Below are 12,947 nucleotides of genomic sequence, written 5' to 3' on the forward strand. Positions count from 1 at the left end.
GTCGTGTTGAGGGCCGCACGGGAGATCGGCGGGAGAGCGGGGCGGGCCCCTCGGCCCCGGCCGCGGCCATCCGGGCCGGCGACCGTCCCAACTTCCCTCCGGCGTGACGTGCACGACTCCCATTCGGCCATTGCGGACTCGCTAGCATGCCCCGTCCGAAAGCGTCAAGGAAATTTTCTTGATTTGACGAAAGTAGGCGCCATGTGCGAAAAGTTTCGCAACGCAACCGACTCTTCGGATGATCCATGGACGCCTTGGCCAACCCCTACTTCGCCCGCTGTGCGGACTCCCGCTCGCCGGCCGCCCACCAGGCGGCGCTCGAACGCTGCGTGCGGCGGTTGCGCGCGGCGATGCCGGTCATCGGGCTGCGCAACCCCAAGCTCGGCCGGCCCGACCACAGCTGGAGCTATTGCGACCACGGGGACTGGGTCATCGGCTTCTACTCCGGTCAGCTCTGGCTCGCCGCCCAGCTTAGCGCGGATCCGGCCTTCGCCGCGGCGGCGAAGGCGCGCAGGCCGGATTTCCGCTACGTGCTCGAGCACCGCGAGGTGCGCGACCACGACCTCGGGTTCCAGTTCTCGCTGCACGCGGTGGCCGACTGGATGATGACCGGCGACGGCGACGCGCGCCGCATGGCCCTCGCCGCGGCGTCGGCGCTGCTGGCGCGGTTCCGCGAGGAGGGCGGATACATCCAGGCGTGGAATCCCTGGGGCACCGGCAATCCCGGCCGCGCGGCGTTCGTCAACGGCCGCATGATCGCCGACACCATGCAGAACCTGGCGCTGCTGCATTGGGCCTACGGCGAGACCGGCATCGCCGACTTCCGCGACGTCGCGGAGAGCCACGCCGCGACGACCGCCCGGCATCTCGTCCGGCCGGACGGCACCAGCTTCCACACCTTCGTCTTCGACCCCGCCACCGGCGAGCCCCTGCGCGGCCAGACCCATCAGGGATACGCCGACGGGTCCTGCTGGTCGCGCGGCCAGGCCTGGCTGATCCACGGCTTCGCCCAATGCCACCGGGCGACCGGCAACCCGGCCCATCTCGACACGGCGCGGCGGCTGGCCGACACGGCGGAGGCGCTGATGGGGGCGAGCCGGGTGCCGGTGTGGGACTTCGCGGTGCCCGAGGACGGGCCGCGCCACCGCGACAGCTCGGCCGGTGCGGTGATGGCCGCCGGCCTCTACATCCTGGCCGCCGCCACCGCCGGGGAGGAGGCCGCGCGCTGGCGCGCCTTCGCCGACCGGCTGCTCGACGGCCTGCTCGACGAGTGCGACCTGACCGAGACCCCGTCGGCGCTGGGCCTGATCGACCATGGCGCGGCCCACGTCCGGGCCGGCCAGACCGACGGCATGCTGCCGTACGGCGACTATTATTTCATGGAGGCGCTGATGCGCTCGATCGGCCATTCCCGCTTCTTCTGGTGAAGGGCTCCGGCGCCCTCTCCCGGGCCGCGACCGTCGGCGCTGGCGCGACGGCGAAAGGGTGCGATAGTTTCGGTCCGCAGGCCGCCGGCGGACCGGCGGCGAAAGGGAGTTCGGGGATGGACCTGAAGGAAGACGCCGGTCCGACGCTGAAGGACCTCGCCGACGCCGCCGGGCTGTCGGTGGCGGCGGTCTCCAAGGTGCTGAACAACCGCGAGGGCGTCAGCGCCCTCAACCGGCGCCGGGTGATGCGCCTCGCCGAGGAGATGGGATACCGCGGCCGCGGCGGCCGGCCGCAGGTCCGCCCGCCGATCGACGGCGTGACCATCGTCACCCTCGACCGCTACGTGACGAACAACACCTTCTACAGCGAGATCGTCGCCGGCGTGCTGGAGGAGGCCAGGGCGGCGGAGCTGCCGGCGGACATCCGCATCGTCGCCTCGGCCGCCATCGCCGCCGGCGACGTCGGCCAGCTGTGGCGGGAGCGGCCGAAGGCGGCGATCCTCGTCGGCCTCGACCGGCGCGAGATCATCGACGCGGTCTGCGCCGAGGAGATCCCCGCGGTCATCGTCAACGGCATGGACCGGACCATGCGGCTGTCCAGCGTGTCGCCCGACAACCATTTCGGCGGCTGGGCGGCCACCCGGCACCTCCTCGACCTCGGCCACCGCGACATCGTCCACGTGACGCACACCCACCGCGAATCGATCAAGCGGCGGCTGGACGGCTTCCGCGACGCGCTGGAGGAGGCCGGCATCGCCTTCCGGCCCGACCGGCACGTGCTCGACCTCGGCGACCCGAACCTCATCAGCATCGAGGCGGAATCGGTCGTCGGCCGTTTCCTGACGGCGCGCGATCCGCTCCCCACCGCCTTCTTCTGCGTCGCCGACATCGTGGCGCTCGCGACGATCCAGGCGCTCCAGGCGCACGGCCTGGCGGTGCCGGGCGACGTCTCGGTGATCGGCTTCGACGACCTGGCGGTGGCGGCCCACGCCACGCCGCCGCTGACCACCATGCGGATCGACCGTGCGGAGCTGGGGCGCGTGTCGGTGCGGCTGCTGATGGAGCGGGCGGCGGGGATCAAGGTCTCGGTCAAGCGGATCGGTCTCGGCGTGGAGCTCGTCGAACGGCAGTCGACGGCCGTCCGCGCGCGCTGACGCCGGCGGGCGCGCCGAGGCTGGACAAAGCGCAAGCCCCCCTATATTCGGTGGGCGCCCCGGTGCCGAGCCGCCGCGACGACGCCCACGCCGAGACCAGCCGCAGGAGGGACGGAGGATGCAGACGCCCGATCCGTCTGAGCCGCAGGGCGTGCGGCCCGAACCGCACCCCGGCGGCCTGCCCGCCGAGCGTTCCCAGCAGTTCCGCGAGGAGGAGGACGAGCGCGCCTACGGCGTCGATCCCGAGTTCGTGGACGAGATCTGCGAGCTGCTGCGCGCCGGCCGGCGCGACGAGGTGCGCGGCCGCCTGGACGAGCTGCACGCCGCCGACGTCGCCGACCTGCTGGAGCAGACCGGCCCGGAGGAGCGCGAGCGGCTCATCGACATCCTGCGCCCCGGCTTCGACGCCGAGGTGCTGTCCTACCTCAACGTCGACCTGCGCGAGGAGGTGGTCGACCTCTTCGAGCCGAAGGAGCTGGCCGCGGCGGTCGCCGAGCTGGACACCGACGACGCCGTCGACCTGATCGAGGACCTGGAGGAGGAGCAGCAGCGCGAGATCCTCGCCAACCTGCCGGCCGAGACCCGCGCGCTGGTCGAGGAGAACCTCACCTATGAGGAATACACCGCCGGCCGCCTGATGCAGCGCGACCTGGTGGCGGTGCCGCAGTTCTGGACGGTCGGGCGCACCATCGACTATCTGCGCGCCTCCGGCGACGAGCTGCCGGAGGACTTCTACGCCATCTTCGTCGTCGACCCCATGCACCGGGTGGTGGGGGCGGTGCCGCTGTCGCGGGTGATGCGCCAGAAGCGCGCCGCGCGCATCGCCGACCTGGCGACCGAGGACTTCCACGCCATCCCCGCCACCATGGACCAGGAGGAGGTGGCCAACCTGTTCCGCCAGTACGCCCTGGTCTCGGCCCCGGTGGTCGACGGCCGCGGCCGCCTGCTCGGCGTCATCACCGTCGACGACGTGGTGCACGTCATCGACGAGGAGGCGGAGGACGACTTCCTCAAGCTGGGCGGCGTCGGCGAGGCCAGCATCTACCGCAGCGCCGTCGACACCGCCAAGGCGCGGGTCTCCTGGCTGGCGGTCAACCTGCTGACCGCCTTCGTGGCGTCCGGCGTCATCGCCCTGTTCGAGGCCACCATCGAGCGGATCGTGGCGCTCGCCGTGCTGATGCCGATCGTCGCCTCGATGGGCGGCAACGCCGGCACCCAGACGCTGACCGTGGCGGTGCGCGCGCTCGCCACCCGCGAGCTGTCGGAGGCGAACGCCCTGCGGGTGATCGGCAAGGAGATGCTGGTCGGCATCCTCAACGGCGTCGTCTTCGCGGTGCTGTGCGGCGCCATCTCCGGGGTGTGGTTCGGATTCGAGATCGGCGCCGTCATCGCCTGCGCCATGGTGGTGAACCTGTTCATCGCCGGCCTGTGCGGCGTCCTCATCCCGCTGGGGCTCGACCGCATCGGGGTGGACCCGGCGGTGGCGAGCAGCGTGTTCCTCACCACCGTCACCGACGTCGTCGGCTTCTTCGCCTTCCTCGGCCTGGCCGCGGCGGTGCTGCTGTGAATCCCCATCCCCCGGAGGCCGCTTGCCCGTGAAGACGTTCGACCCCCGCGATCCCGGCTGGGAGGCGCGCTGCCGCGCCAGCTTCGCCGCCCAGCCCATCGTCCGCACCCTGGGCGTGGAGATGGCGCGCCTCGAGCCCGGCTTCTGCGAGATGCGCCTGCCGTTCCGCACCGAGCTGACGCAGCAGCACGGCTTCTTCCACGCCGGCATGGTCAGCATGCTGGCCGACAACGCCGGCGGCTTCGCCGCCTACACCCTGATGCCGGCGGGCACCGAGGTGCTGGCGGTCGAGTTCAAGATCAACCTGATGGCGCCGGCCAAGGGCGAGGTGATGATCGCCCGCGCCCGCGTGCTCAAGCCCGGGCGCACCCTGACCGTCTCGTCCATCGAGGTGGCGATGCTCGACGGCGGTGCCGAGAAGGACGTCGCGGTCATGCAGCAGACCTGCATCGCCCTCGCCGGCTGAGCGGCCTGCCCGCCGGACGGGCCGCCGAAAGGAGATGCCCGCAGGGTGGGACGCCGCTATCATCGGGACGGCGGCCCGGACGGCGGCCCGGACGGCGGAGGCGGCGGCATGACGGACACGCTGGGCGGACTGGCGGCGGCGAGCCTGTTCCTGCTGCTCACCCATTTCGGCATCGCCAGCACGCCGTTGCGCGGCGTCCTGGTCGGCCGCCTCGGCGAGACCCCGTACAAGGGCCTGTATTCCGCCGTGTCGCTGGTCGCCTTCGTGTGGCTGGCGATGGCCTACGCCGGGGCGCCCCACGTCCCGCTGTGGCCGCCGGCGCCGTGGCAGGCCTGGGTGCCGCTGCTGGCCGTTCCGGTGGCGCTGCTGCTGGTGGTCGCCGGCCTCAGCACGCCCAACCCCACCTCCGTCGGCCAGGAGCGGCTGCTGACCGGCGGCGAGCCGCCGGTGCGCGGCGTCCTGCGGATCACCCGCAATCCCTTCCTGTGGGGCGTCGGCCTGTGGGCGGCGGCCCACCTGGTGCCCAACGGCGACCTCGCCTCGCTGCTGTTCTTCGCCACCTTGGGCGTCCTCGCGCTGTGGGGGTCGGCGCTGATCGACGCCAAGCTGGCGCGGCGGATGGGGGAGTCCTGGCGGCGCTACGCCGACCGCACGTCGAATCTTCCCTTCGCCGCGATCGCCTCGGGGAAGCAGAAGATGCGGTGGGCCGAGATCGGCTGGTGGCGGCTCCTCGTGGCGATTGCCCTCTGCCTCGCCCTGTTGTACGCACACACCGGGGTGTTCGGTGTAAGCCCTTGGCCTGGCTAAGGGTTTTATGTCGCTTCTGTAATATCGCCGAAACCTCTTATCACTTGCGTTCGGTCCGTTGCGCCGGGCATTTTATGAATGTGCTCGGAACATGGTCCGGGGCCGGCGCCGTCGCAGCGCCGACCGGCCGGTGTCGCGAAGGGGGGACGCGATGAGGCGTACGGCTATGATCGGTGCGGGTTTGGCGGTTCTCGTGCTGTCCACGCCCGTTTTGGCGGACGGACACCACGCTCCCTCCCCGGACGCCGCGGTGCCGCCGTCGGGCGTCGTCGTCGACGACTTCATGTGGTACCGGATCGAGCCGCTCAACTCGACGCCGTCGATGGCGCGCTACCTCCTCAACGAATGCGTCATCGCCGGCGTCGGCGCCATGGCGGTGACGGCGATCCTCGCCAGCCCGGTCGCGCCGGCGGTGGCGGCGGCGCTCGGCGCCGGGCCCGGCATGTCCCTGCTCGAGATCGGCGCCATCGGCTGCGGCGGCGGCGTCGCCGCCGGCGTCGCCTCGGCCAGCGTCGTCTGGGCGTGGGAGGAGGAGGACTACATCCGCGACACCGCCCAGACGCAGATCGCCGCCCTGGTGGAGAACGCCAACCGGGCGACCGCGGCGGTCGGCGAGAACGTCGCCAAGGCGCTGAGCGACCCGGCGGCCACCGTCCAGGCGACGGTGGCGGCGCTGTCCGAAGGCACCGCCAACCTGCTGGGCCAGAGCGGCCAGGCCGCCGGCTCGGCGGTGCAGATGGCGGCGGCCACCGTGTCCGGCTGGTGGTTCGGCCAGCCGCAGCCGGTGGACGACTTCGTCACCTACGAGACGGCCAGCCTCGGCGGCCTGCGCGACTCGGAGATCGTCATCCACTGACGGGGGCGCCGCCGCCGGCGCGGGTGTCGCGGCGGGAGTCGTCTCTCCCCTCCGGGGGAGGCGCTGCCGTTCCGTGCCGCACCATGCGTGCATGGCGCGGCACGGACGCCGGGCGGGGGCGGTCTACACCTTCAGTCCCTTGACGTAGTCGGCCAGCGCCGTGCGCGCCGCCTCGGCGTCGCGCCGTGCGGCGGCGAGGTCGGTGGCGAGGGTTTCCAGGCGGGTTTCCTGCTCGCCCATCTTGTCCAGGGTGCGGCGGTAGAGGTCGCTGTCGCGCGGCAGCGCCTCCAGGTTGGTGCGCAGCCGCTCCTGGTTCTTGAGCACGTCCGCCTGCTCGCGCTCCAGGTCGGCGATGCGGCGCTGGTGCGTCGCCAGGGCGCCGCGCAGCTCGGCGGCCCGGTTGAGGGCGTCGCGCACCGCCGGCGCCAGGGCGCCGGCGTCGGCGTAGGCGGCGATCCGCTCGGCGTCCAGGTCGGTCAGGGCGATGCGGTCGACCCGGGGATGGCGGGTCACCACGGTCAGGGTCGCCGTGCCGCCGGCCGGAACGGCGACGGGCAGGCGGTACGCCTCGTCCGTCGCCTCGGGGGCGGCGCCCGCCGGCTCCACCAGCTCCCAGCCGGGGCGGCGGGGATGCTCGACGATCACCGTGCGCGGCTCGCGCGCGGCGCCTTCCAAGGTGTAGGTGGTGGTCTGCCGCTCCTCCACCGTGAGGTGGAGGACGCCGTCGGCGATGCCGGCGCGGGTCAGGGTCTGGCTCGGCCGCTCGCTGCGGTCGACCGTCACCTTGTGGTCGAGGGCGAAGCTCAGCAGCCGGTCCTCGCCGACCGGCAGCGCGGCCAGCCGGGCGTCGCCGACGTACGACACGCCGGCCGGGGCGGCGCCGCGCTCGTACAGGGTCAGCACCCCGGGCGGCAGCCCGCTGTCGGCATCGTTGGTCACCCGGACCGCCGCCAGGGGGTGGCGGGGGTGGGTGGCCGGCTGGTAGAGGGCGACCGGCTCCGCCGGGACGTCGCGGGCGACGATGGGCAGCATCAGCGAACGGCCGCTCTCGACGGTCACCGGCTGCGGGTAGTGGAAGACGACCTGGGTCGTCGCCTCCCGGCTCTCGGCCGCCAGCGGAACCGCCGGCCGCACCGGCGCTGCGGCGGGGGCCGGCGGCGCCCCGGCGGCCGGGGCCGGCGGCGGCGCCATGCGCATCAGCGAGGAGCGCGATTCGGCCTTGGCGGACGGGCCGGCCATGTCGGCCGCTTCGGCGACGACGACGGCGCCCTCGTCGGGGGGCGGCAGGACGCGGCCGAGGACCTCGACCGGCACGTCCGGGCGGTCGACGTAGTAGGAGCGGTACAGGGCCTGGTGGAAGGTGACCGGGTTGCCGGAGACGACGGTGAGGTCGACGTCCCGCCAGTCGCTGCCGCTCATGTTCTCCAGCACCGCCCAGCCCTGCAGGGCGCCGGCCCGGGCCGGCGCTTCGGGCAGGGTCAGGCGGTAGGTGGCCTTCCACAGCGGCGCCTCGACCACGTAGCCGACGCGCACGGTGCGCGGCGCGCCGCCGCCGGTGGTGCGCACGGTCAGGCGGCGGCGGTCGCGCTCGCCATGCTCGGCCAGCGCCGCCAGCGCCTCGTCCACCTGGGCCTGCAGGGCCGGGTCGACGAAGCGCAGCGACTCGGTCTCCTCCAGCACGAGCTGGCGCAGGCCGGCGGGCGTGGCGAGGGTGACGCGGTGGCGGGTCAGCGTGCCGCCGCCGTCGGGCAGGTCGGTCCGCTCCTCGTTGACGCTCAGCAGGCGGCCGGCGACGTCGCGCGCGCCGCTGACGCGCACCTCGGCGCCGCGCAGCGCGCTCAGCAGCGCGGCCGGCGACTCCAGCGCCGCGGCGTCGAAGGGAAGGTCGCGGAAGGCCTGGTCCAGCGGCGCCTCGCCGGGCAGGGCGATGGTGCCGACGCCGCCGGCGTCGTCATAGACGACGATGCTCTTCAGCACGTCGTCGACCTGGTCGCGACGGACGTCCAGGGTCAGCGTGGCGTCGCCGGTCACCGTCGCCTCGTGCTCGAAATAGCCGACGCCGCCGGTCGACAGCAGCACCCGCTTCAGGGTCAGGTCGGCGCCGTGGGCGGGCAGCGCGACCAGCAGCAGCGCCGCCGCGGCGAGCGGCGCCTGTCCGGTGCGGTGCAGGGTTGGAGGCATGTGGGCGTCTCCTTTGGCGAAGTCCCGTGTTGCGTTCGCCTGACCAGCCCTAGCGGCGAAATCGGGAAACATTGCGGCGGAGACGGCCGACTTTCCGGTTGCGGCGCCGGCCGGCTGTGCGATCATCCGTCCGGCAAAGCTTCCGACCGGCCGCAGGAAAGGCCCCGCAGCATGGCACGCACGCTCGTCTCGTCCGGGTCCGACTTCGAGAAGGTGGCGGGCTATTCCCGCGCCGTGGTCGACGGCCGCTGGGTGTTCGTCTCCGGCACGACCGGGTTCGACTACGCCGCCGGGACCATCGCCGACGACGTGGTGGAGCAGGCGCACCAGACCTTCCGCAACATCGGGGCCGCGTTGCGCGAGGGCGGCGCCGGCTTCGCCGACGTCGTGCGCGTGCGGGTGTACCTGACCGACGCCGCCGACTTCCCCAAGGTGGCGCCGGTGCTCGGCCAGTATCTCGGCGAGGCGCGTCCCGCCAACACCACCGTCATCTGCCAGCTGATCGACCCCCGCATGAAGGTCGAGATCGAGGTGACGGCGCGGCGGTAGGGCGGATCGCGTAAAATCGGGATCGCTTTGGAGCGTGGCCCCGCTCGTCGATCAAAGGCACGGGACTCCGGCGCACGAAAAAAGTCCCCTCCCCGGGGACGGGGAGGGGAGGCCAGGGGAAGCATCCGGTCACCCTCCGGCTGCTTCGGGAAGCTCGTGTGCGCCGCGTCAGACGGCGACCAGGGCGCGCGCCGTCTCCAGGTGGCGGCGCGCCGCGTTCAGCGTCGCGCGGTGACGGACCAGAGCGTCGCGCACGGGGTGACGGCCCTCGTACAGGCGAATCGCGTTCAGCAGGTCGTCGGCGCGGTCGAGATGGGCGATGCGTTCGAGACAACGGTCCAGCGCGTCCATTCCCTCTCCCTGCCGTGTCCATCCTGCCGTCGATGCCCCCATTGGAAGACGCTTCCATGTCCCCTTGATGTCAGCGCCGGGGGATTTTGGTTTCGCGCCGGCAGCGCCTCTTTCAGGCCACACACTCTTTCGCTGCGGCGCGGGCATGTGTTACAAGGCTGTAACCGACGGTGCGGGACGCTTTCCCGGGGCTGGGGGCGTCGTCCACGACGGCCGCCGGGGAACGACGGGGGCAGAGGGCCGGCCATGCACATTCTTGCGGTCGACGACGACGAACCGATACGCGCGCTTCTCGACTCCTACCTCTCCTCCGAAGGCTACCGGGTGACCACCGCGCCGGACACGGCGGCGGCCCGCCGGGCGCTGGAAGGCGATCCCATCGACCTGGTGGTGTGCGACCTGCGCCTGCCCGACGGCGACGGGCTGGGTCTGGTGCGCCAGATCCGCACGGAGTCGCAGATCCCCGTCATCATCCTGTCGGCCAAGGACCAGGACGTCGACCGCATCGTCGGGCTGGAGCTGGGGGCCGACGACTACCTGACCAAGCCTTTCAACCCGCGCGAGCTGCTGGCGCGCATCAAGGCGGTGCTGCGCCGCGTCTCGGGGGAGGGGCGGCCGGCCCGCAGCGCCGACGACCTGCGCGCCGTCGTCCAGTTCGCCACCTGGGAACTCGACCTCACCGCCCAGCGCCTGCGCAACCAGGACGGCCGCGAGGTGGAGCTGACGAAGGCCGAGTTCGGGCTGCTCGCGGCCTTCGTGAAGCGGCCGCAGCGGGTGCTCTCCCGCGACCAGCTCCTCGACCTGACGCGGGCCGACGGGGCGGAGGTGTTCGACCGCTCCATCGACGTGCTGATCCTGCGCCTGCGCCGCAAGATCGAGGCGAACCCCAAGGAGCCGCGCATCATCAAGACCGAGCGCGGCGCCGGCTACGTCTTCGACTCCAAGGTCCGCGCCGTCTGAGCCTCCCCGTCCGCACCCTTGCCGCCAGGGCTCCCGCCGGTCTAGCCTCGTCGCAAAACGACACCCGGGAGGGAGAGAGACCGGCATGGCCGACGCCATCGACTTCTACTTCGACTTCGCCTCGCCGTACGGCTATTTCGCCAGCCTGCAGATCGACGCGCTGGCGGCACGGCACGGGCGGACGGTGTGCTGGCGGCCGATCCTGCTGGGGGCGGTGTTCAAGATCACCGGCATGCGGCCGAACATGGAGCAGCCGCTGCGCGGCGAGTACCTGGCCCACGACAGCGGGCGGATCGCCCGGATGCTGGGCTGCCCCTTCCGTTTCCCCGACGTCATGCCGGTGCGCGCCCTCAACCCGTCGCGCGCCTTCTGGTGGCTGAACGGGCGCAGCGAGGCCCAGGCGCGGCGGCTGGCGGCGGCGCTCTACCACGCCCACTGGGGCGAGGGGCGCGACATCGGCCCGGCCGAGACGGTGGCGGAGGTCGCCGGCGACCAGGGCCTCGACCCGGCCGAGGTGACGGCCGCCCTGCAGGACCAGGCGGTGAAGGACCGGCTGCGGGCGGAGACCGACCAGGCGATCGCCCGCGGCGTCTTCGGCTCGCCCTTCGTCATCGTCGACGACGAGCCGTTCTGGGGCTGGGACCGGCTGCCCATGGTGGAGCGCTGGCTGAGCACCGGCGGCTGGTGACGGCCCTTCAGGCGTAGTGGCGGCCGAAGCGGTTGGCCAGGAAGTCCTTGAGGTCGGCGTCCTCCTGGCGGACGAAGCCGGACTGGGGCAGCTTGCCGCCGCGCAGCAGGTCGACCATGGCGCACACCCCGGCGGCGGTGGTGATCTGGATGGCGCTCCACAGCTTGCCGCCGATCGGGGCACTGTAGATCTTCTTGGCGAAGCTCTCCTGCATCAGGCGCCCCTCCTGGCGGCCGCTGACGGTGACGAACACCAGCACCACGTCCTGCTTGGTCATCGGGACGGCGTTCTCCAGCACGTCCTTGAAGAGGTCGCGGCGCTCGCACAGGCGCAGGTCCTGGGCCAGGAACTTCACGTGGTCGCGGTGGCCAGGGTAGCGCACGGTCTTGTAGTTCAGGGTGTGCACCCGCCCGGCCAGCGTGTCGCACAGCGTGCCGAGCCCGCCCGAGGTGTTGAACGCCTCGTACTCCACGCCGTCCAGGGAGAAGGTCTCCAGCCCCTGGAGCGGCAGCACCTCGCGCAGCTCGCCCTCGTGGATCGCCTCGCAGGGGTTGCAGTACTCGTTGATGAGGCCGTCGGTGCTCCAGGTGAGATTGTACTTGAGCGCGTTCGAGGGGTAGAGCGGCAGGGCGCCGACCCGCATGGCGATGTCGCGCAGGGACTCGAAGCGGCGCGCCAGGTCGGCGGCGACGATGGAGACGAAGCCGGGGGCGAGGCCGCACTGGGGGACGAAGGCGCTGTCGGCGCCGTCGGCGATGGCGCGCACGCGCCGCGTCGTCCCGACGTCCTCGGTCAGGTCGAAATAGTGCACGCCGGCATCCCGCGCCGCCTCCGCCACCGCGGCGTTGAGATAGTAGGGCAGGGCCGAGACGACCATGTCGTGGCCGCCCATGGCGGCGGCCAGCGCCGCGGGGTCGGCGACGTCGAGGATGCGCCGGCGCGCCTCGTCGTGGGCGACGTGGGCCAGGCAGGAGTCGTCCCGGTCGGCGACGGTGACGGCATACTCGCCGGTGGCGTGCAGCAGGTGGCAGATCATGCTGCCGATCTTGCCGGCGCCCAGAAGCAGGACGTGCGTCATCATCCCCACCCTTTCCATCCGGTATGCTCGTACCGATCTTTCAGGGTGGGGACGTTGGCCGCCCTTGTCCAGCCCGAGCCGGGGCGCGACGGGGGAGCACCGCCTTTGCACCGACCGCGGACCCGGCCCGCATCCCCCCTGCCATTGCCATGGAGCGCACCGTATGCCGCACACTTTCGTTCCCTTCGCCGTGACCGTCTGCGGGCTGGAGGAGCTGGAGGGCCATTGCGAGTCGGGGGTCAGCCACGTGCTGTCGATCCTCGACCCCGACCACCCGGAGCCGACCGCCTTCGGCGCCTACGGCGAGCACGAGCGGCTGGAGCTGCGCTTCCACGACGTCATCGAGCCGGAAGGGTCGATGCAGGCGCCGACCCCGGCCGACGTCGAGCGCATCCTCGCCTTCGGCCGCGACCTGCTGGAGGAGCCGGCCGGCTGCGGCCACCTGCTGGTGCACTGCCACGCCGGCGTGTCGCGCTCCACCGCGGCGCTGACCATGATCCTGGCTCAGGCCCGCCCCGACCTGCCGGCGGCCGACGCCATGGCCGCCGTCGCCGCGATCCGCGGCAAGGCGTGGCCCAACCTGCTGATGACCGAATACGCCGACGCCCAGCTCGGGCGCGGCGGCGAGCTGGTCGCCGCCGTGCGCGCCCGCCACCGCGCCTACGCCAAGGCGCGGCCGGAGATGGTGGAGTTCATGCGCGGCTGCGGCCGCAACCGCGAGGTCGAGGGGCTGGTGTAACCGTCACCCCCACCCCAACCCTCCCCCGCTTCGCAGGGGAGGGAGCTTCCCTCGCCCTCCCCTGCGAGGCGGGGGAGGGAAGGGACCCGCGGCGAAGCCGTGGGAAGGGTGGGGGCAAACGGCG

At 72.5% G+C, this 12,947-nt stretch carries 13 protein-coding genes; 10 read left to right on the forward strand and 3 right to left on the reverse strand.

All coding sequences use genetic code 11. The features are described from left to right. Positions 1–245: 245 nt before the first annotated feature. From ACSBPG_RS11135 to ACSBPG_RS11160, 6 genes are all read left to right on the forward strand, one after another. Positions 246–1,427 carry a glycoside hydrolase family 88 protein gene (locus ACSBPG_RS11135; protein ID WP_435537229.1) on the forward strand — a complete coding sequence of 394 codons (1,182 nt, stop codon included), beginning with the start codon at positions 246–248 and terminating at the stop codon, positions 1,425–1,427. 116 nt (positions 1,428–1,543) lie between these two features. After that, positions 1,544–2,581, forward strand: a complete 1,038-nt coding sequence (locus ACSBPG_RS11140) for a LacI family DNA-binding transcriptional regulator (protein WP_435537230.1) — start codon at positions 1,544–1,546, stop codon at positions 2,579–2,581. A 118-nt stretch (positions 2,582–2,699) separates the two neighbouring features. Further along, the gene (mgtE, locus tag ACSBPG_RS11145) at positions 2,700–4,148 is read left to right on the forward strand and encodes a magnesium transporter (RefSeq protein ID WP_435537231.1); all 1,449 of its coding nucleotides are present in this window, start codon (positions 2,700–2,702) and stop codon (positions 4,146–4,148) included. Between the two features lie 28 nt (positions 4,149–4,176). Next, positions 4,177–4,614: a PaaI family thioesterase gene (locus tag ACSBPG_RS11150; protein ID WP_435537232.1), complete on the forward strand. Its 438-nt coding sequence runs from the start codon at positions 4,177–4,179 to the stop codon at positions 4,612–4,614. A 108-nt stretch (positions 4,615–4,722) separates the two neighbouring features. Then, the gene (locus tag ACSBPG_RS11155) at positions 4,723–5,421 is read left to right on the forward strand and encodes an NnrU family protein (protein ID WP_435537233.1); all 699 of its coding nucleotides are present in this window, start codon (positions 4,723–4,725) and stop codon (positions 5,419–5,421) included. 250 nt (positions 5,422–5,671) lie between these two features. Then, a complete protein-coding gene (locus ACSBPG_RS11160; RefSeq protein ID WP_435537234.1) occupies positions 5,672–6,277 on the forward strand; it encodes a hypothetical protein in 606 nt (201 codons plus the stop codon). Between the two features lie 123 nt (positions 6,278–6,400). Here the strand turns inward: ACSBPG_RS11160 and ACSBPG_RS11165 are convergent, their stop codons facing one another. Continuing rightward, complete coding sequence (locus tag ACSBPG_RS11165) at positions 6,401–8,458, reverse strand: DUF4139 domain-containing protein (RefSeq protein WP_435537235.1); 2,058 nt, start codon at positions 8,456–8,458, stop codon at positions 6,401–6,403. A gap of 171 nt (positions 8,459–8,629) precedes the next feature. Here ACSBPG_RS11165 and ACSBPG_RS11170 point away from each other — a divergent pair, with 171 nt between their 5' ends. After that, on the forward strand, positions 8,630–9,007 hold the full coding sequence (locus ACSBPG_RS11170; protein WP_435537236.1) for a RidA family protein: 378 nt from the start codon (positions 8,630–8,632) through the stop codon (positions 9,005–9,007). 168 nt (positions 9,008–9,175) lie between these two features. On the opposite strand, the gene ACSBPG_RS11175 is transcribed toward ACSBPG_RS11170, so the two are convergent. After that, positions 9,176–9,358 (reverse strand): hypothetical protein, encoded by a 183-nt coding sequence (locus tag ACSBPG_RS11175; protein WP_435537237.1) that lies wholly within the window; start codon positions 9,356–9,358, stop codon positions 9,176–9,178. 246 nt (positions 9,359–9,604) lie between these two features. On the opposite strand from ACSBPG_RS11175, the gene ACSBPG_RS11180 reads away from it, so the two are divergent. Next, positions 9,605–10,318: a response regulator gene (locus tag ACSBPG_RS11180; protein WP_435537238.1), complete on the forward strand. Its 714-nt coding sequence runs from the start codon at positions 9,605–9,607 to the stop codon at positions 10,316–10,318. An 85-nt stretch (positions 10,319–10,403) separates the two neighbouring features. Beyond that, complete coding sequence (locus ACSBPG_RS11185; RefSeq protein WP_435537239.1) at positions 10,404–11,006, forward strand: 2-hydroxychromene-2-carboxylate isomerase; 603 nt, start codon at positions 10,404–10,406, stop codon at positions 11,004–11,006. A 7-nt stretch (positions 11,007–11,013) separates the two neighbouring features. Here ACSBPG_RS11185 and ACSBPG_RS11190 read toward each other — a convergent pair whose 3' ends face one another. After that, entirely contained in the window at positions 11,014–12,087 is a 1,074-nt protein-coding gene (locus ACSBPG_RS11190) for a saccharopine dehydrogenase family protein (protein WP_435537240.1), read from the reverse strand. Between the two features lie 160 nt (positions 12,088–12,247). Between ACSBPG_RS11190 and ACSBPG_RS11195 the strand changes: the two genes are divergently transcribed. Then, a complete protein-coding gene (locus ACSBPG_RS11195; protein WP_435537241.1) occupies positions 12,248–12,823 on the forward strand; it encodes a tyrosine phosphatase family protein in 576 nt (191 codons plus the stop codon). The last annotated feature ends 124 nt before the right edge of the window (positions 12,824–12,947 follow it).

It is taken from the genome of Azospirillum sp. ST 5-10 (assembly GCF_051225715.1).
In the GTDB taxonomy this organism is placed as follows: Bacteria; Pseudomonadota; Alphaproteobacteria; order Azospirillales; family Azospirillaceae; genus Azospirillum.

What these genes read in the sequence shown, in the direction of transcription:
- ACSBPG_RS11135 (WP_435537229.1), top strand. Translation starts at nt 246, where the DNA reads ATGGACGCCTTGGCCAACCCCTACTTCGCCCGCTGTGCGGACTCCCGC.
- ACSBPG_RS11140 (WP_435537230.1), top strand. Translation starts at nt 1,544, where the DNA reads ATGGACCTGAAGGAAGACGCCGGTCCGACGCTGAAGGACCTCGCCGAC.
- mgtE (WP_435537231.1), top strand. Translation starts at nt 2,700, where the DNA reads ATGCAGACGCCCGATCCGTCTGAGCCGCAGGGCGTGCGGCCCGAACCG.
- ACSBPG_RS11155 (WP_435537233.1), top strand. Translation starts at nt 4,723, where the DNA reads ATGACGGACACGCTGGGCGGACTGGCGGCGGCGAGCCTGTTCCTGCTG.
- ACSBPG_RS11165 (WP_435537235.1), bottom strand. Translation starts at nt 8,458, where the DNA reads ATGCCTCCAACCCTGCACCGCACCGGACAGGCGCCGCTCGCCGCGGCG.
- ACSBPG_RS11170 (WP_435537236.1), top strand. Translation starts at nt 8,630, where the DNA reads ATGGCACGCACGCTCGTCTCGTCCGGGTCCGACTTCGAGAAGGTGGCG.
- ACSBPG_RS11175 (WP_435537237.1), bottom strand. Translation starts at nt 9,358, where the DNA reads ATGGACGCGCTGGACCGTTGTCTCGAACGCATCGCCCATCTCGACCGC.
- ACSBPG_RS11180 (WP_435537238.1), top strand. Translation starts at nt 9,605, where the DNA reads ATGCACATTCTTGCGGTCGACGACGACGAACCGATACGCGCGCTTCTC.
- ACSBPG_RS11185 (WP_435537239.1), top strand. Translation starts at nt 10,404, where the DNA reads ATGGCCGACGCCATCGACTTCTACTTCGACTTCGCCTCGCCGTACGGC.
- ACSBPG_RS11190 (WP_435537240.1), bottom strand. Translation starts at nt 12,087, where the DNA reads ATGATGACGCACGTCCTGCTTCTGGGCGCCGGCAAGATCGGCAGCATG.
- ACSBPG_RS11195 (WP_435537241.1), top strand. Translation starts at nt 12,248, where the DNA reads ATGCCGCACACTTTCGTTCCCTTCGCCGTGACCGTCTGCGGGCTGGAG.